Source organism: Spirochaetota bacterium, assembly GCA_030154445.1.
Taxonomy (GTDB): domain Bacteria; phylum Spirochaetota; class Brevinematia; order Brevinematales; family Brevinemataceae; genus Brevinema_A.
Genome location: JAGUQW010000006.1, coordinates 38,990 through 57,393 on the forward strand (window position 1 = coordinate 38,990; position 18,404 = coordinate 57,393).

General features: G+C 28.6%; 20 protein-coding genes and 1 tRNA gene. 13 read left to right on the plus strand and 8 right to left on the minus strand.

Annotated features, from left to right (window positions below; translation table 11 throughout):
- The first annotated feature begins 26 nt into the window (after positions 1–26).
- The 5 genes from KFW21_03425 to yidD all read left to right on the plus strand — a co-directional run bounded on the left by KFW21_03425 (position 27) and on the right by yidD (position 3,223).
- A complete protein-coding gene (locus KFW21_03425) occupies positions 27–1,154 on the plus strand; it encodes a glycosyltransferase (protein MDK2818484.1) in 1,128 nt (375 codons plus the stop codon).
- A 2-nt stretch (positions 1,155–1,156) separates the two neighbouring features.
- Positions 1,157–2,227 (plus strand): P-loop NTPase, encoded by a 1,071-nt coding sequence (locus KFW21_03430; protein ID MDK2818485.1) that lies wholly within the window; start codon positions 1,157–1,159, stop codon positions 2,225–2,227.
- 83 nt (positions 2,228–2,310) lie between these two features.
- Positions 2,311–2,383, plus strand: a tRNA-Phe gene (locus KFW21_03435).
- Positions 2,384–2,427: 44 nt separating this feature from the next.
- A complete protein-coding gene (gene rpmH / locus KFW21_03440; GenBank protein MDK2818486.1) occupies positions 2,428–2,562 on the plus strand; it encodes a 50S ribosomal protein L34 in 135 nt (44 codons plus the stop codon).
- Between the two features lie 10 nt (positions 2,563–2,572).
- Entirely contained in the window at positions 2,573–3,223 is a 651-nt protein-coding gene (gene yidD, locus KFW21_03445; protein ID MDK2818487.1) for a membrane protein insertion efficiency factor YidD, read from the plus strand.
- A gap of 57 nt (positions 3,224–3,280) precedes the next feature.
- Here yidD and KFW21_03450 read toward each other — a convergent pair whose 3' ends face one another.
- From KFW21_03450 to KFW21_03465, 4 genes are all read right to left on the minus strand, one after another.
- Positions 3,281–4,123 (minus strand): phosphatidate cytidylyltransferase, encoded by an 843-nt coding sequence (locus KFW21_03450; GenBank protein ID MDK2818488.1) that lies wholly within the window; start codon positions 4,121–4,123, stop codon positions 3,281–3,283.
- Positions 4,124–4,137: 14 nt separating this feature from the next.
- The gene (uppS, locus tag KFW21_03455; GenBank protein ID MDK2818489.1) at positions 4,138–4,836 is read right to left on the minus strand and encodes a di-trans,poly-cis-decaprenylcistransferase; all 699 of its coding nucleotides are present in this window, start codon (positions 4,834–4,836) and stop codon (positions 4,138–4,140) included.
- Positions 4,837–4,842: 6 nt separating this feature from the next.
- Entirely contained in the window at positions 4,843–5,358 is a 516-nt protein-coding gene (frr, locus tag KFW21_03460; GenBank protein ID MDK2818490.1) for a ribosome recycling factor, read from the minus strand.
- Positions 5,359–5,517: 159 nt separating this feature from the next.
- Positions 5,518–6,432, minus strand: coding sequence for a sigma-70 family RNA polymerase sigma factor (locus KFW21_03465; GenBank protein MDK2818491.1), 915 nt, complete (start codon positions 6,430–6,432; stop codon positions 5,518–5,520).
- A gap of 199 nt (positions 6,433–6,631) precedes the next feature.
- Here KFW21_03465 and acpS point away from each other — a divergent pair, with 199 nt between their 5' ends.
- The gene (gene acpS, locus KFW21_03470; GenBank protein ID MDK2818492.1) at positions 6,632–6,982 is read left to right on the plus strand and encodes a holo-ACP synthase; all 351 of its coding nucleotides are present in this window, start codon (positions 6,632–6,634) and stop codon (positions 6,980–6,982) included.
- Positions 6,983–7,036: 54 nt separating this feature from the next.
- On the opposite strand, the gene KFW21_03475 is transcribed toward acpS, so the two are convergent.
- The 3 genes from KFW21_03475 to KFW21_03485 are packed head-to-tail and all read right to left on the minus strand — an operon-like array spanning position 7,037 to position 9,890.
- Positions 7,037–7,690 carry an HAD family hydrolase gene (locus KFW21_03475; protein MDK2818493.1) on the minus strand — a complete coding sequence of 218 codons (654 nt, stop codon included), beginning with the start codon at positions 7,688–7,690 and terminating at the stop codon, positions 7,037–7,039.
- A 24-nt stretch (positions 7,691–7,714) separates the two neighbouring features.
- Positions 7,715–9,367: a hypothetical protein gene (locus KFW21_03480; GenBank protein ID MDK2818494.1), complete on the minus strand. Its 1,653-nt coding sequence runs from the start codon at positions 9,365–9,367 to the stop codon at positions 7,715–7,717.
- Positions 9,342–9,890, minus strand: coding sequence for a hypothetical protein (locus tag KFW21_03485; GenBank protein ID MDK2818495.1), 549 nt, complete (start codon positions 9,888–9,890; stop codon positions 9,342–9,344). The genes KFW21_03480 and KFW21_03485 overlap by 26 nt, the downstream gene beginning before the upstream one ends.
- A gap of 294 nt (positions 9,891–10,184) precedes the next feature.
- Between KFW21_03485 and KFW21_03490 the strand changes: the two genes are divergently transcribed.
- From KFW21_03490 to KFW21_03515, 6 genes are all read left to right on the plus strand, one after another.
- Positions 10,185–10,361: a hypothetical protein gene (locus KFW21_03490; GenBank protein ID MDK2818496.1), complete on the plus strand. Its 177-nt coding sequence runs from the start codon at positions 10,185–10,187 to the stop codon at positions 10,359–10,361.
- A 27-nt stretch (positions 10,362–10,388) separates the two neighbouring features.
- Complete coding sequence (gene thyX / locus KFW21_03495; GenBank protein ID MDK2818497.1) at positions 10,389–11,033, plus strand: FAD-dependent thymidylate synthase; 645 nt, start codon at positions 10,389–10,391, stop codon at positions 11,031–11,033.
- Positions 11,034–11,054: 21 nt separating this feature from the next.
- Complete coding sequence (locus tag KFW21_03500; protein MDK2818498.1) at positions 11,055–12,311, plus strand: replication-associated recombination protein A; 1,257 nt, start codon at positions 11,055–11,057, stop codon at positions 12,309–12,311.
- A 64-nt stretch (positions 12,312–12,375) separates the two neighbouring features.
- Positions 12,376–12,654, plus strand: a complete 279-nt coding sequence (locus tag KFW21_03505) for a hypothetical protein (protein MDK2818499.1) — start codon at positions 12,376–12,378, stop codon at positions 12,652–12,654.
- Positions 12,655–12,821: 167 nt separating this feature from the next.
- Positions 12,822–12,971: a hypothetical protein gene (locus KFW21_03510; protein MDK2818500.1), complete on the plus strand. Its 150-nt coding sequence runs from the start codon at positions 12,822–12,824 to the stop codon at positions 12,969–12,971.
- Positions 12,972–13,010: 39 nt separating this feature from the next.
- A complete protein-coding gene (locus KFW21_03515; GenBank protein ID MDK2818501.1) occupies positions 13,011–13,505 on the plus strand; it encodes a hypothetical protein in 495 nt (164 codons plus the stop codon).
- 77 nt (positions 13,506–13,582) lie between these two features.
- Here the strand turns inward: KFW21_03515 and KFW21_03520 are convergent, their stop codons facing one another.
- Positions 13,583–16,039 carry a glycogen/starch/alpha-glucan phosphorylase gene (locus KFW21_03520; GenBank protein ID MDK2818502.1) on the minus strand — a complete coding sequence of 819 codons (2,457 nt, stop codon included), beginning with the start codon at positions 16,037–16,039 and terminating at the stop codon, positions 13,583–13,585.
- Between the two features lie 202 nt (positions 16,040–16,241).
- On the opposite strand from KFW21_03520, the gene KFW21_03525 reads away from it, so the two are divergent.
- Positions 16,242–18,392: a hypothetical protein gene (locus KFW21_03525; protein ID MDK2818503.1), complete on the plus strand. Its 2,151-nt coding sequence runs from the start codon at positions 16,242–16,244 to the stop codon at positions 18,390–18,392.
- The last annotated feature ends 12 nt before the right edge of the window (positions 18,393–18,404 follow it).

Below are 18,404 nucleotides of genomic sequence, written 5' to 3' on the forward strand. Positions count from 1 at the left end.
ATATTTATTATTCATAAGGAAATTATATGAAAGTTGCTTTAGTTCATGATTGGCTTGTTACTATGGGTGGTGCTGAAACAGTATTAGAAGAGTTTTTCAATCTTTATCCGACTGCAGATATTTACACTTTATTTAGTGAAAAAAAGAATCTTGAAAATACTAATTTATATAATGCTCCTATTTATAACAGCTCCTTACAAAAATTACCTATGATTAAAAATATATACAGAAAATTGCCAAATCTTTTTCCTCAGGCAATAGAAGAATTTGATTTGGGAAATTATGATTTGGTTATATCTTCTTCTCATGCTGTAGCAAAAGGTGTTTTGACTGATGCGAAGACTTGTCATATTTCTTATTTACATACACCAATGCGTTACATATGGGATTTAAGCTTTGATTATCTTAAAAGAGCAAATTTTTCTTTTCCTATAGAATGGTATACGAGAAATGTTTTTCATCAATTACGATCATGGGATATTATTTCATCTGTAAGACCTGATTATTTAGTAGCAAATTCAAATTTTATTAAGCAAAGAATTCAAAAAGTTTATAGAAGAGATGCCAAGGTGATTTATCCCCCTGTGAGTCTTAGCGATAAGGTATATACAGACAAAGAGGATTTTTTTGTCACAGCATCACGGCATGTCCCTTACAAAAATATTCCATTAATCGCAGAAGCATTTGCCAGGATGCCAACAAAAAAATTAGTGATTTTAGGAGATGGTCCAGATAGTAAAAAAGTAAAAAAAATCTGTGCCTTGGCTAAAAATATAGAATATATAGGCCACCAAAACAAACAAGTTTTGATGGATACTATAGGAAGAGCGAAAGCTTTTATTTTTGCAGCAGAAGAAGATTTTGGTATTCTTCCTGTAGAAGCACAAAGTCTAGGAACACCTGTGATTGCTTATGGAGTAGGTGGTGTAACAGAAACTGTTATTGCCAATAAAACAGGAATTTTTTTCCCCACACAATCAATAGATAGTATTAAAGAAGCCGTGTTGCTCTTTGAAAATAAAGAGGATTCTTTTGATCCAACTCATATTGCAACACATAGTAAATTTTTTTCTCAAGAACGCTTTAAAGAAGAGTTTAATAATTATGCACAAGAGTGTTATACAAATTTTAATAATAATAAGTTAGGGGTATAGTAGTGAGAGAACAAGAAATATTAGAGATATTAAGTACTATAGAATATCAACAAACTCAACAAAAACTTTCCGAAATAGCAACAGTAGAAGGTATTTCTGAATCTGGTAATTTATTAAAAATTAGAATTTTAATAAAAGCTTTGCCTATAGAAGAAAAAAAAAGTATTCGTATAATGATAGAAGATGCTTTTTCTAAACAAGGTAAAGACGCTTTAATTAGTATTATCACAGAAAAGCCTACAGCACCAAAAGTTGCTCCAGTAATTCCAACCTCTCAAATAAAAACTTTTCTTCAAGATGATATTGTAAAAAAATTCAAAAAGATAATAGCTATTTATTCAACGAAAGGTGGTGTGGGCAAATCTACTGTAGCAGCAATGCTGGCTAGAGAATTGTCTATAAAGGGTTTTAAAATTGCACTGATAGATTTAGATATCTATGGTCCTAGTATTCCAAGAATTTTGGGAATAAAAGGTTCTTTAAAAACTCAAGGTCAGAAATTTGTCCCTGCAAAAGTTGATGGGATAGATATGATGAGCGTGGGTTCTTTAATTCCTAATATTGATTCTCCACTAATTTGGAGAGCACCTCTTGCCAACGGCGTTATTTCGCAAATATTTCATGATACTCTTTGGGCAGATGAATATGATGTGCTTATTTTGGATATGCCTCCAGGAACAGGGGATATTCCTATTTTGGTAGGTCAAAGTATTCCTTTAGATGGATTACTAGTTGTGAGTACTCCACAGGCGGTTGCCTTAGAAGATACTATTAAAGGTATTTCTATGTTCAAAAAATTTAACACTCCTATTGTGGGATTGGTTTACAATATGGGTTCAGTCTTATGCTCTGATTGTAATAAATTGATTTCTATTTTTCCAAAAAATCAAGAATTTGATGATTTGTTAGTAAGTTATGAACTTAATATTATTACTGAATTACCATTAGATCCAAAAGTAGCAATTGCTGCTGACAAAGGGTCTTTGGAAAACATAGATTTATCTGGAATTTGGAAAAAAGAATTCAATAAGATTACAGATAAGGTACTAACAAAATTAAACTTAATTAAATAATAAAAAATAAATAAAAAAACATATTGACAAACAAAAACAAATCATGTATAATATTATCTATTAAGATAGCTTGCTTTCTTATTGCCGAAATAGCTCAGTAGGTAGAGCAGAGGACTGAAAATCCTCGTGTCGGCGGTTCAATTCCGCCTTTCGGCAAGACTAAAGATAAACACTCCTTAAAGAGTGTTATGGAGAAAATAATGAAACGTACTTGGCAACCCTCTAAAATCAAACGTGCTCGTAAACACGGTTTCCGTCATAGAATGTCAGATCGTCATGGAAGAAAAGTCCTTGCGCGTCGTCGTGCTAAGGGTCGAACTCGTTTAGCAGTATAAAACTCGTTTAATGAAAGAGAATTTCTCATTTCATTCTTCGCAGCATATTAGGCATAAAAAAGAATTTCAATATCTTTTTCAGAAGAGTTTTCGTATTTACGGAGGCTCTTTTATTTATAGATTTGTTTTTTCTAAAAATGATTATACAAAACTTGGTGCTGTTAGTTCTAAAAAATTTGGAAATGCTGTCTATAGAAATCGAATTAAAAGAATAATTCGTGAAGAATTTAGGCATCATGATTTTCCATATCCTTTAATATTGTTAATTAATCAATCAAAACCTATTTTTGATATCAAACAAGTAAGAAAAGAATTAAAAAAAGTATTTCAATTACTTTCTGATCGTTATTTTTTATTACAAAATTCTGTAGAATCTATCGCTTTTAAAACGGCACAGTTTTCACAAAAAATGTCTGTGTTTTCAAAAGGAGCTTTTTATTTTGTGTTATTTTATAAAAAATATTTAGCAGGCTTTTTAAGTAAATCTTGTCGTTTTAATCCTTCATGCTCTGTTTATTCTTTAGAATCATTTCGGGTACATGGATTTTTAAAAGGATCTTTTCTAACTATTAAAAGACTTTTATCTTGTCATCCTTATGGTAGAGAAGGTTATGATCCTGTTCCTAGAAAAATTTATTCAAAAAAAAAATCATTATTATAAATCAATAATAAAAAAACAACCTCATTTTAAAGGTTGTTTTTTTTGTTTTAATATTTATTAAAAATTAAAGAATAACAGAGCAATAGGGATACAATATAAGGGACTATCAATAGTATCGAAAAATCCTCCCATACCAGGTAGTAAATTACCTGAATCTTTTTTATTTGCCCAGCGTTTGATTAATGATTCTAATAAATCGCCAAAATTAGATCCAAGACTCATTGTAAAACCAAACAAAGTCCATTTGAGTAAACTCCATTGGAATGGAAGGTGTAACAAGCCCTGTAGGTAATATAATAAAATACCTAGTATAGTAGTTAAAATTAATGATCCTAAATATCCTTCTAAAGTTTTTGATTTACTTGGAAGCATGTTTAATTTGTGCTTACCAAATAACATTCCTATGAACAATCCAAATGCATCACTACTCCAACAAAAAATGAATAATAATATGACTCCTAATGCATTTGGTTGCATGAATTTAATAATGATAAATTGAGGATATAGTAGTATTAATGTAATATATACAATAAAATAAAATCCAATATTTTCAATATTTTTAGAATAATTATGACTGTTTAATATTTCTCTAATAAAAGAATAGTAGAAAAAAATGAGAAGAAAAATGGATTGACTTAGTACAAGAGTCGAGAATGTAATAATTTTCATTCCAAATAAATAAGAAAATAAAATAGATAAAGAAGTTAAAATACCTATTAAAAAGAAAGGATAATGGATTTCTTTTTTCTCTTTAACAAGATGCATTATTTCAAAATTGAGAATTATACCAACAACAGTTATTAAAATAAAAATTGGAAATTCGTTTAACATAGAAGAGAGTATAAATATTGTCATCAAAATAGGAATTCCAATTAATGTTGTTATTATTCGTTTTATCATATTTGTTCCTTTTATTAAGTACCGTAACGACGATGGCGTTTTTGAAATTCTTCTAATGCTATATCAAAATCAGCTGTAGTAAAATCAGGCCATAATTTACTAGAAAAATAAAATTCTGCATAAGCACATTGCCATAACATAAAATTACTAATTCTATATTCATCAGAGGTACGGATAAGTAGATCTACAGGTGGTAAATCACCATTCCAAAGAAGAGAATTTATATAGTCTTTGGTTATATCTGCTTCTTGTATTTCCCCTACTTGACTTTGTTTTACAATAATTTTTCCAATATTAATAAGTTCTTCTTGAGATCCATAGTTAAAACAAATATTAAGAATAAAATCTCCTGAAGAACATAAAGTTGTCGCTTGCTTGAATTTTTTTAATAATGTTTGAGATAAATTTTTTTGCGAACCAGAAATACGAAGTTGAATATTGTTTTCTTTTAATTCTTGTGAAAATTTGTCTAACACATTTTCTAAAAGAGAAAAAAGTTGCTTGATTTCAAGTTTTGATCTATTAAAATTCTCTGTAGAAAAAGCATAAAAACTTAATATTTTAGGTCCAGAGTCTTTACATTCTTTTAATATTTTTCTTAATACTTCAAATCCAGCTTCATGACCTTTTGATATTAGCAAATTATTTTTTTTTGCCCAACGTCTATTTCCATCAGGAATGATAGCAACATGGTTGATTATTTTGGCATCCATAATAATTTATACTTCCATAATATCAGTTTCTTTATTTTTTATAAGCGTTTCGATAATATTGATATAGGAATCCGTTTCTTTTTGTATAAAATCAAGTTCTTTTCTAAGAGTATCTTCCCCAAGTTCTTTAGTCAATTCTTTTAATTTGTTATTAATATCTCGACGAACATTACGAATAGCAACTTTTGAATCTTCTGCTATTCCTTTGGCATATTTTACGAGTTCTTTTTTACGCTGTTCTGTTAATGCAGGAACATTAATGCGTAATACTTGACCATCATTAACAACAGAAAAATCAAGGCCAGTATTATGTATACCTTTTTCCATATCTTTTAATAAAGATTTGTCCCAAGGTTCGATAACAATTTGATGAGGATCTGGTACAGAAAGAGCAGAAGAATGTTTGATAGTTGTTGTTTGACCATAAGCTTCAAAAACAATATCTTCAACCATTACAATACTTGCTCGACCTGCTTTTAACCGATTAAATTCATCTTTCAAAAATTGTATTGCTTTATCCATACTTGCTTGGGCTTCCGTCTTATAAGCCTCATACTCTAGATTCATAGAATCCTCCTAATAGATTCGAAATGGTTATGTACTATTTTACAGTGTATTAGGAAAATAGTCAAGAATAATCATAAAAACTCCCTGATATGGGAGTTTTTATGCTAGTTATTTTTAACAAAAATATAAAAGCATTTCTTTTTCTTTTGCAATATTTCTAATATGTTCTAAAGATTGTTTTTCTAGTTGTCTAATTCGTTCTTTAGTTAATCCTAATAAAATACCAATTTTAGACAATGATAAAGATTCATTATCGTTCAACCCAAATCTATGAATTAAAATAAAACGCTCTCTTTCAGTAAGGTATTGCAGTAATTCTTCTATATTATGGGACAATGATTGTGATATAACATCTTGTTCGGGGGTGAATTTGTGATCGGGGATTTCGTAGGCATTTGAATCGTTGGAATCGTTCATGGTGATTTCTTCCAGAGAAGTGTGTCCGTTTGCTAGGTCGAGAATTCTTTTAATTTCTTGTTTGTTGATACCAAGATGAGATTCGATTTCTGTTTCTGTAGGTTTTTTATTATGTATTTTGGTATATTCATCTATAAATTTAGCTATTTTGAATAATTCATTAGTTCTATTCATAGGTAGTCGAATCATTCTAGATTTTTCGGATATGGCTTTCATAATAGCTTGTTTTATCCACCATACTGCATAAGAAATAAAATGATATCCTAAGGAATGATCAAATTTATCGACAGCGGTTAATAATCCAACATTACCTTCATTAATGAGATCTGAAAGAGCTATATTATTACCTTGATATTTTTTGGCTACAGAAACAACAAAACGAAGATTTGAAGTGATTAATTTATGTTTAATAGATTCACATTTAGAACATAATTTATGAGAAGAATCTTCTTTTTTGAAAGGTTGACAACACTCACCATAATTAGTCGTAAGCTCCTCTTCCTCTTCTCTCTTTAATAAAGGAATTCTATCAATCTCTTTCAAATATGAGGACATACTATTGATAGATTGCAATTGATGAGTGGTATTTTTTGTATTAGAGGTATGATTCATTTTCTAACTCCTAAAATTTAAATATATAAATTAATATTAATTTGTTATAGTAAATAAATATGAATATAAATTCTCTACATGTCAAGTATATCGTCATATTTATTTAAATATTAAGTATTATTTAATAATACTCACAAATTATTATTTGACATATAATGATTTGTATCTTAACATAATAGTATAAAGGTTGGTTTTATATATGCTAGGTGTAGATCTTATAGAAGTTTGTCGAATTAAAAAATTTATTGATTCAAAAACAAAACAACAATTATTGAGAATATTTACTCAAAGAGAAATTGACTATGCCTTTGCCTCTAATAATAAATACCAGCGTTTTGCAGCTCGTTTTGCAGCTAAAGAAGCTTTTTATAAAGCTTTTGGATCTGGTAATTTGTATGAAATAGAACTATCACATGATAATAACAAACCTATTATAAAACTTTATGGTGTAACTAAAGAATTGTGGAATATTAAATCTTATACTTGTATTTTGGTAAGTGTTTCTCATACAAAAAATTATGCAACAGCAACAGTACTAATAAATAAATAAAACTATATTCAAAGAAAAAAACCAGCATATGCTGGTTTTTTGTTGCTTTAAAATCTATATATATTCTAATAGTTCCAGAGGGTTATTGATAAATGTTTTTGCACCAACTTGAGTTAGTTCTTCGACTGATCTTAATCCCCAAGTTACAGCGATAGGATGAATCCCAGCTCCAAGAGCTGTTTTTATATCTGTATCTCCGTCTCCTACAAAGGCAATAGCATGATCGTCGATATTGAGTTTTTTGATAATTTCTAAGGTAGATTGAGGATTTGGTTTGAGAGGTACAGTGGTACGAGCTCCCATAATAGTAACAAATTCCCATTTACTTATTAAAAATTTCACAATTTCTTGTACAAAAGGATCTGGCTTGTTAGATAAAATAGCCATAGGTATTTTATTGATCATTAATTGATCTAATAAATCAGCAATGTTAGGATAAAGACAAGTATTTTTGTGCCATGATTGACTATATTTTTGTGCCATTAATTCTAAAGTACGCGCAATAACTTTGTTGTTATTTTTGTATTTTTGTGGTAAAGCATCGATAACTAGTTTATTAATACCGTTACCTATTTTTTTTCTTGCTTCTTTCACAGTAAGCGTGTCAAAATTTTGGCTGGATAAAGAAAAATTAATAGATTCTGTAATATCTTGTTCTGAATTAACTAATGTGCCATCTAAATCAAAAATAAATGCTTTGAATGTCATTATTATGTCCTATCTTTTTATTTGTTAGCTATATTTTCTATGAAAATCTTTTAATGCTGGATGATTAGGAGTCAATAGTTTGCTTTCTTGTACCAATTTAAGTGCTTGAGTTTTGTTATTTGATGATAAATAATAGGAAATAGTTTTTTCATATAAAATTCCTAAATTATTAATAACATTTCTATCATCTTTAAAATTAAGGGCATATTTATAAAACTGTATAGCTTTGAGATATTCTTTGTTATCAATAAAATATTGCGCAGAATTTACAGAATGTACAAATCCATTTTGTTTGATTAGCCGAGTATTACCTATTTTTTGTTTGCCATCTATCATGATTTGAACAGCATTATCAAATTTTTTTTTATTAAAATTATTTTTTGCTAATCCGGAATAATAACATCCCAGCGATTCTTGTACAAGATTTTTAGGAAATTCGGTGAGAGAATTTACAATTTCGGGATTTTCTTGTAAGTTTTTTGGATTATTAATACTATCTAAAACAATATTATAGCTGAATTCTTGGATTAATACTTCTGTATTTTTATCCGTTTTGTTTTGTTCCCATAAAGTTTTAATATTTTTTTTTGCTTCTATGAAATTATTATTAGTGCGTAAATAATGAATAGAAGAACGGATATAGCGAATTTTTTGTAATTTCTCAAAATCTTTAGGGTCAATAAATGTCTTAGAGCTAGAGACAAAATAATCAATATCTGCTGTGGTAGCTTGAGATGAAATCATTTTGTCTAATATAATATCCACCCCTTTTAGATAATTCCCTTTTAGATTTTTATAATCTGGAAAACGAGAAATACCTTCTTCAAGAATAGAAAGAGTTTTCAGATATTCTTGTATAGGAGCTTGTGGTTTTTTGTATGTATAGTAAGAATAATTCAAATATCCAGCAATAAGATTTCGTTGTTCACTAGATGTTTGTGCTAAAAAAACTTGAGCTTTGAGCATATTTTGAAATGCTTGACTATATTCTTTTTTTTTGGTATTGAAATATGATCTGTTAGAATATAAAAGTCCTACCGTTTCTTCCGAACTAATAACTACTTTTTGTTGTTTAGTGCTTTCATAATTAAAACCTGTAAGTTTGTTAAATCGTTCTTGTGCATTTTTATCATTTGAGATAGACAATCCTTCTCTAATTGTATTTTCAATTTCAACAGGTCTATTGTCTAATGTTGCAAATGTATATACATGGGTAGGTAAAACAATAGATTTTGTTTCTATACCAAAAGATCCAAGAAGAATATTCATTAATATAGTTCCAGAAAGACAATTAAAATAGCCTGTTTCAAAAATCTCTTTAAGGGTTGTTGATGATAGTTTGTACGCAGTATAAACATTATCATGTAAATAATAACCAATTGCTTGAGCTAATTGATGTTGCGTATAGTTATTCGGGAGACTTTCTTCGATTTCTTTTTTCCAACGCTGGATTTCTGATGCGTAGAATGAATAATTTTGAGGTTCTACTCCACTAGCAATTAAGGCACTAAGAATGTCTGTAGAGTTATTTATATTTTTTAACAATTCTTCTTCATATTTGTGTACAGGAATAATAAATTGAGAATAAAAACCAAAAACAGGAGTAGACAAAGAAATAGAAAAATTGAATACTAAAAAAAGAGCGAGAAATTTATTTTTTTGTGAGTGGGATAACATATTCTTGCTCCTGAATAAGATTGTTGGAACTTTGTAAAGGAATTAATGTATCAATAGTCGTACTATATTCCGATTTTTGAGGATTGATAACTAAATCTAGCTGTTTATGGTTGTTTTTTTTGTGATTAACTATCATGATTATCCCTAATAATAATGAATTGATTATTGGAAGAATGGGCATTTTTAATGTAAATATCAATGTGAAAAAGCTCAGTATAATACCTAAAAATATTAATAAAGGAATAATCGTAAATTTGGAAGATATATAAATAATCATATAGTTATAAATCATAAATAAGGCTAATCCTATTTGATAGCTTATTGGCTTTTGGATAAAAATACATAAAGAACAAAACCCCCATAATAACAAATCAACGACAGGAGGATATCCTTTATAAGAAAATAATCTTACTATAGAATACAAAGTAAGTCCTAAATAAGAATAAGGAAAATAGCTATACTCTGTCATTACCGTAATCGGAGAGCTAATTAACAAAATACCTATCAATTTATAAATAAACACAAAATACTTCCTTAAGGATATACTAATAATATAACATATTTATAAATTATTTTGAAGTGTTTAGCTATATTTTTGTTTTTCATGAAGTTGTAAAAATGACAGGTGAGAATCAACGTCAACAAAGCATGTTAGAAAACATAGGAAATTAAAATCGTTACAATGTAACACTGATGTAACAAAATGTAACACAGAGAAAGAGAAAGAGAAAGATATATATAATACAATTATTAATTCTTTTAATTCTATAAATGGATTGAGTAGAAAAATCTAATATACAATCAATTACAAATATTTATGAACTTATGGAATAAAAAAAAAGATAATGATTTTGATTTATTTTTTACAAAAGTAAAGATAAATTATGAATCAATAAGTGAATATTTTCATAGATTTACTACTGTGTTAGATACAATAGCATTAAAATTTGAAAAAACATTAACTATTTTAAAAAAAATCCGTATATCCGTATAATGTTATAAAAATATAGAGGTTGTAAAAATGAATATAGAACTTATTTATATTTCTCCTGATGCTGAAGGAACATGTGAAACAGGTGCTAGAGTGTGTTATGATTCTAATGATAAAATGACAGAAAAAAGTAGAGAAAGTATTCTACCTACTCTTCTTAGATCTGGGCATATTTCTATTTTTGAACACAGTTCTGCTAGTTTTAAGATAGACGGTATTAGTCGTACGGCATCTCATCAAATCGTACGACATAGAATGAGTTCTTTTTCTCAGCGTTCTCAGCGTTATGTTAATGAGGGTGATTTCTCATTTGTAACCCCTCCCTCTATAGAACAAAATCTAGAAGCTAACTCATGTTATCAGCAAATAATGAAAACACTCAATGAACAATATATAAAATTAATCAAACTTGGTATTAAAAAAGAAGACGCTCGTTTTATTCTTCCAAATGCTACTAGTACTACCTTGGTCATGACAACTAATTTTAGAGAATGGTTGCATGTTATTGATATGAGAGTTTCAAAACCAGCACAATGGGAAATCAGAGAGTTATTAATTCTTATCTGGAAGGAACTCTACCAACATGCTCCTAATGTATTTTGTATGCATTATTTTAATGCTTGGAGCAAAGATGCTGATTATAAAAACACAATCTTTAATGAGCGTATTAAATAGATGAGCCTTTTTGAGGATTCTATGCATATTCCTTTGGCAAGAAGGTGTGCTCCTCGGGATTTCTCTCAATACGAAGGTCAAACACATCTTGTGGGATCTAACAAACCTATATCAATGATGGCTGAAAAAAAAATTGTTCAATCAATGATTTTTTTTGGCCCTCCAGCATCTGGTAAAACAGGGCTGGTAAGAATTATTACTGAGATGATAGATGCAGAATGTATTTCTGTCAATGCTTTAACCCTGAATAGCGATGATATTAAACAAATCACCCAAAAAGCTCATAGTAATATGAATATTTCTAAAAAAACTGTTTTATTTATTGATGAAATACATCGATTGACAAGACCCAAACAAGATATTTTTCTCAATGCTATAGAATCTGGATTGATTATTCTTATTGGTGCTACAACAGAAAATCCTTATTTTTCTTTACAACCAGCATTGCGTTCTCGTATTCTTATACTTGAATTATTTCCTCTGTCTAAAGATAATCTCAAAACTATCTTAAAACGAGCTATTACAGAAGATTCTCTGTTACAAGAATTGAAAATATCTATAGAAGAAGAAGCTGCAGAAACTTTAGTTCAATTTGCCTCTGATCCTCGTAATATGCTTACTATTTTGGAGACAGTGGTACTTGCAAAGAGTGTAGGGGATCATCGTATTACTAAAGATAATATTATTGATATTATTCAAAAAAAAGATGCCGTGTATGATAATGAAAGTGGGCATTACGATGTCGTTTCTGCTTTTATAAAAAGTATCAGAGGAAGTGATCCTGATGCTTCTTTGTATTATTTGAGCTTGATGATAGATTCAGGAGAAGATCCTCGATTTATTTTTAGAAGATTGTTAATATCTGCTGTTGAAGATGTAGGTTTAGCATACCCAGAAGCTATATCTGTAGTACAATCTTGTGCAGAATCTTTTGAAAGAGTAGGCTTCCCTGAAGGTACTTTATTTTTATCTCATGCTACTTTATTATTAGCAGGTCTTCCCAAAAGCAACTCTGTATTGTCTATAAATGCAGCGATTTCTAGTATTAGATCAGGTAATATCTATTCCATTCCTCCAGCAATCAAAGATAATCATTATAATGGAGCTAAAGAATTAGGAAGAGGAATCGATTACAAATATCCTCACGATTATCCAGAAAATTTTGTGGTACAAGATTATACTTCTACCCCTGTTTCTTTTTATACCCCTCAAGATAGTGGCTTTGAAAAAAAAATTAAAGAGCGTTTACACAAACTATGGACAAAAAGATATTCTTAAGAAACTAATATTTTATTTATTTATTCCGATGTGTATTTATAGATCATATAGGGGGAATAATATAATGAAATTATTATTTGTATTTATAATACTGAGTTTGTCAAATTGTGGACCATCCCCTATGGCTATATGGTTGGAAGAATATCAAGCATTATTAAAACAAGGTATCCATTTTTTTGCAACAGATCCTTATTCTGTAGAGATGCAACAAGTACAATCACAAATATCAGAAAAAGAAGCAGAAGTGGATGGCTTGTTAAGAAGTTCTTCCATGCAAGAACAAATGAACTTCTTATCAAAGTATTATGATATGCGTGTTAATTTTTATTATTCTGTACAATAAACCCAATATATTGAATTTGAAAACTATTCTTAAGATATTTTAAGAATAGTTTTTTTTATGTAAATCGAATCTCTTTTTTTTTAATAGACTTATATATAATAAACGTATTAAATATTAATCTATGCGCAAGATTTTTATTTAATATTTATAAAATAAGAGGTATCATTATGAAATTTTTAGCACTATTAGCATTTTTAGCTATAAACACAGGAACATTTGCAAGTACAGAGAAAAAAGGTACAGAAGAACATATGACTAATGAAAAAAAAGAAAATATTTGTAAATTTCAAGCTAGATTTGGAAGTAATTTTAGATAATCAATATAGTAATAATTTATATAAAGATAAGAGGTAAAAATGAATAAACTAATCTTAATGGCTATGTTAATACTAACAAGTGTATCAGTTTCTTTTGCTGGCTCATCAAGCTCAAAACACGATATGAATAATAAAAGAGATCGTTCACACTCAAAACACGGCATGAATGATAGAAAAGAGTATTCTCAAAAACATAAAGACACTAAGAGATCGGAGATGCCTATAGAGATTCAAACACAGATTCAATCTATAGAAAAAGAATATGAAAAACAAAAAACAGCTGTAAAACAAAAATATGATGGACAAAAAATATCTATCAAAGATCAGTATAGACAACTCAAAAATCAAATAAATTCTATAAATAACAATATTATAGATATAGAAAAAGCTGAACTAATGCTTCAAATGGAAGAATTAAAAATTCAAAAAAAGAATCTGAAAAACGATAAGAGTTCTGAGATAAAAATACTCAAAGATAAAAAATTTACCGATATTAGTACGATAACCAAAACATGGCTCCAATCTATAAAATAATTATTATAAAATATTATTTTAATATCAATTAATTACCCCCCTACTAAATATCGTAGGGGGGTAATTAAGGGGGGGGGTTAATTAATTTCTTTTATATTCCAGATCTCTTTTGCATATTCTCTTATTGTTCTATCTGAAGAGAATTTGCCACATTGAGCAATATTAGCAAGCATCATTTTTGACCAAACTTCTTTATTTTTGTATAATTGATTTATTTTTTCTTGAGCTTGTCTATAAGGTTCGAAATCTTTTAGTACAAAATAAGTATCAGGATTGTTACCATCAGATCCATATAAGAGAGAATCATATAATTCTTGAAACAAAGAAGATTCTTCTCCAATAGTAAATGTTCCATTAATAAGACTGTCTAATGTTTGTTTGAGAAGAGGGTTTTTATGATAATATTCTTGCGGGTGATAGGTATTATTGTGGATGGCTTCGTTAATTTCTTCTGTAGTAGCTCCAAAAATAATACAATTTTCATTACCAACCTCTTCTAATATTTCTATATTTGCTCCATCTAATGTACCTAAGGTTATAGCTCCATTTGCCATGAATTTCATATTTCCAGTACCAGATGCTTCTTTACCTGCCGTAGAAATTTGTTCACTAATATCAGCAGCAGGAAATATATGTTCTGCAATAGATACACAATAGTTAGGAATAAATACTACTTTTATTTTGTTATTAATCACTGCATCGTTATTAATAATATTAGCAACATTATTAATTAATTTGATAATAGATTTGGCTTTCCAATATCCTGGAGCGGCTTTTGCACCAAAGATAAAAGATCGTGGATGTATATCTATATTGGGATTATCTTTGAGTTGTAGATATAGAGAGATAATATGTAAAACATTTAGTAGCTGTCTTTTGTATTCATGAAGTCTTTTTATTTGTACATCAAAAATAGAATTAGGATCTAAAGTAATATTTGTCCAATTTTCGATAGATTTTACTAATAATAATTTGTTCTGTTGTTTGATATCCCATAATTTGTTCAAAGTGTCTGTAGAATTTTTAAATTCTAAAAGTTTTTTTAATTGTGATAGATCTGTATGCCACTCTATGCCTATTTTTTCATTTAATAATTTAGTTAACAGTGGATTGGCTTTGATAATCCAGCGTCTTGGAGTAATACCGTTAGTTTTGTTAGTGAATTTTTCTGGATATACTTCATACCATTCTTTTAGAACATCATTTTTTAAAATTTTGGTATGAAGTTCTGCAACTCCATTCACTTTAAAAGATCCTATAATAGCAAGATGTGCCATTTTTATATATCCATGATCCAAAATAGACATACGCGATTGTTTCTGATAATCATTAGGGAATTTTTTTTGTAAATCATTCAAAAATCGTTTATTAATTTCATCTATAATTTGATAAATACGAGGAACTGTAGATCTAAACATATTAACTTCCCATTTTTCGAGAGCTTCTGATAGTACAGTATGATTAGTATAAGCGAATGTCTTGGTAGTAATATCCCAAGCTGTGTCCCAGTCCAGCATCTTCCAATCCATTAATAAACGCATTAATTCAGGAATTGCAATAACAGGATGAGTATCGTTTAATTGAATAACATTTTTAGTTGCAAAAATATTCCACTGATCGTCTCCATATATATCAGTAAAATAATGAATAATATCTTGAAGAGACGCAGAGGTAAAAAAATATTGTTGTCTTAGTCTTAATTCTTTTCCGCGAGTATTGTTATCATTGGGATAAAGTACACGAGAAATATTTTCTGCAGCATTTTGATTTTTTACCGCACTTTCATAATTACCATTATTGAATTCTGTCAAATTAAATGGCTCTGGAGCTTGAGCTTGCCATAGTCTTAAAGTGAGTATATGATTGTTATTATATCCAATAACAGGCATATCATAAGGAATAGCGATAACTGTCTCTGCGTGATTTCTACGAAATCCTATACGCCCAGAGGATTCAACTATATTGTCAACATCACCACCAAATTTTACATAAACACAACAAGATTGTCGTTTTATTTCCCAAGCATCTCCTTTTTCTAACCAATTATCAGGACTTTCTATTTGATAACCATTTTCAATTTTTTGTTCAAACATACCATATTTGTATCGAATTCCATAACCCATGGCTGGATATTTTAAAGTTGCTAAGGAATCTAAAAAACAAGCAGCCAAACGACCTAACCCACCATTACCAAGTCCTGGATCAGGTTCTTGATCTTCAAGCATATTTATGTCTAGTCCGATTTCTTCAATAGTCTCTAAAATATTATTATAAAGTCCAAAATTAATAAGATTATTACCCAAAGATCTTCCCATTAAAAATTCAGCAGAAAAGTAATATACTTGTTTCGCTTCTTGTTCTCGTATTTGATCTCTAGTATCAGACCACGATTGGGTGATATATGCCATAATAGTTTTACTTAAGGCTTTGTATAAGTCATTAATATTAGCTTCTTTGTTTGTTTTTCCAGTGTGTTCTTTGATATTTGATAATACATCATGTTTGAAACTTTCTTTATTAAATGGTTGATTCATAGTATATCCTTAATATATATTATTTATTGAATAATAGTTATATTTATTAAATAAAGCAATAAATATAATATAAATATAGACTTTTAGAATATCAATTATTAATATTATACAAATAATCGTCGATAATTAAGATAAGGATTATTGCATATAATCTAAAAACAATCTAAAAATTATTTATTAAAGAATATAAAATGAGGCAAATGTGAGAATTAATCAAATTGTTATCAAGAACAGTGGTCCTTTAAAAAATATTAATACAAAATTATCTCAAGTGACATTAATAATTGGTGATAACGAAAGAGGAAAAACACATTTTCTTAATTGGATATCAAAGGGATTATTTGAAAACTCAGAACAATTCAAAGACGAATCGTGGACAACAACAATTGGCGGTAAGGCTAATGTTCAAATGTCAGTAGATCCTTTATACCTCTATTATGATGGTGAAAGAATGAGAAATTTATTATTTGTCAAAGAAAATGATCTACTTTTTAAGCATAAAACACAAGAAGAATTACAAAAACATGAATATTGGAATAATGAAATTAATAAAATTCTATATGGACAAGATGAAATTTCTGAAAATTTGCAAAAAAGCTTTCTAAAAGCAATGGGTGTCAGTAAAACTGCAAAAACTTCTTGGTTGGTACAATTACATGATGGGATTTTCAATCTCAAACAAACGCTTGAAGATCTACTTCCTGAATTTGAAAAAATCAATAGTAAAGAATATGGTTTGTATCAACTTAACGATTCTATAGGTGCTATATCAGAAGTTGAAAATCAGTTTGAATCAACACAACATTTGTATTTTTTAATGGACAAAATAAAAAAGGCTCAACACTATTTTGATTGTTTGGATAAGAAACAAGACCTAAAAGAGCTTGATCAAGAAATAGAAAATTCAATTCAAGAGCATGAAAATCTCAAAATAATTCTTAAAAAACAAGACGATCATATTTTGGATACAGAAGATAGTATAGATGAATTATTATTAGATATAGTGAAATTGCAAAAAACAGAAGAAGAAGTTTTGAATGCACCGTATACAAATCATAATAGTTCTTTGGGAGAATCTATTCTAGGTTTTTTGATAGGTTTATTTATGGTGATTGCGAGTATTTCGTTAGCTTATCAATCAATGGGTATTACCTCTTTCACAAAGGTAAAAGGTCTCGCTTTAGTTTGTTTTGTAATAGGTGTTTTTTTCTTATTAAAAACATTGTTTCATAGTATATATGTCCAGAGTTTGTCAGATAGCACAAAAGATAATCCTAATTTTTTTCATAAATTTTTGATAGATAAAGCTCAAAAAAACTTCACAAGATCAAATGATAAATTAGATCATCAAAAGAATTTGTTGAACAAATCAAAAGAAGATGTTTTGGAATTAAGAAAAACAATAAAATCACTTTTTTTAAAAATAGAAACACTCAAAACACAACAAAGAAAAATGTACAATAATGATCTTGAATTAGAAAAAATAGAACAGATTGTTTTCCCTTTGTATGAAACAGAAGATCCTGCTCTTATTTATAAAAAAATGCAGGATTGGTATGCATTGATAGATCAAGAAGATCCTGTTTTTGATTATGATGGATTTCAAGAAGTCAAGTCGCAAAAATATGAATTGATGAATCAAAGAAGCAATATTTCTCACGAATATGAACATTCTAAATCACATATAACTCATACGATTAGAGGACTAATTGAAGAGTTAAAAAATATAGATCATAAAGAAACAATAGAATATTTTTATCCTGAATTGTATCGATTGCAAATTAACAGTAAAGATCTTGGAGGGTATTATGAATTATTGGAAGCTGTTGACCTATTAGTGGATCAAATTGGTAAAGATAGATACAAATCAGAAAAGATTATGAATATTTATCATAATATGGAATCAAATAGTGAAACATTACTGACCAAAACATTGAATTCTTCGTTTTTTGAATATTTAGTACAGAACTTTTTTGGAGGTAAGTACAAATCTTTTGTTGCCGAGCATGTTTCTCAACAAGGGATAAAAATATTTGCAGAAAATGGTTATGGAGAAAGATTTCCTTTAGAAACTCTTGGACATTCTGTATATTCTCAATTTTGGTTTTTACTTCGATTATCCTTGGCAAAAACAATTTTAAATAAGCAGCCTGGAATTATTTTGCTTGATGATCCTTTTGGTAATTTTGATTCTATTAGAAAACAAAATTTTATAGATGTAATTAATGCCTTAGTATATGAAGGATGGCAGGTTATTTTGACAATAACAAATGATGAAATGATCTATAGCAATTTTGTATCTTTATTCAAATCAACATTGACAATTATAGATTTAAATAAAGATTATGAATAAATGCGAAATTAA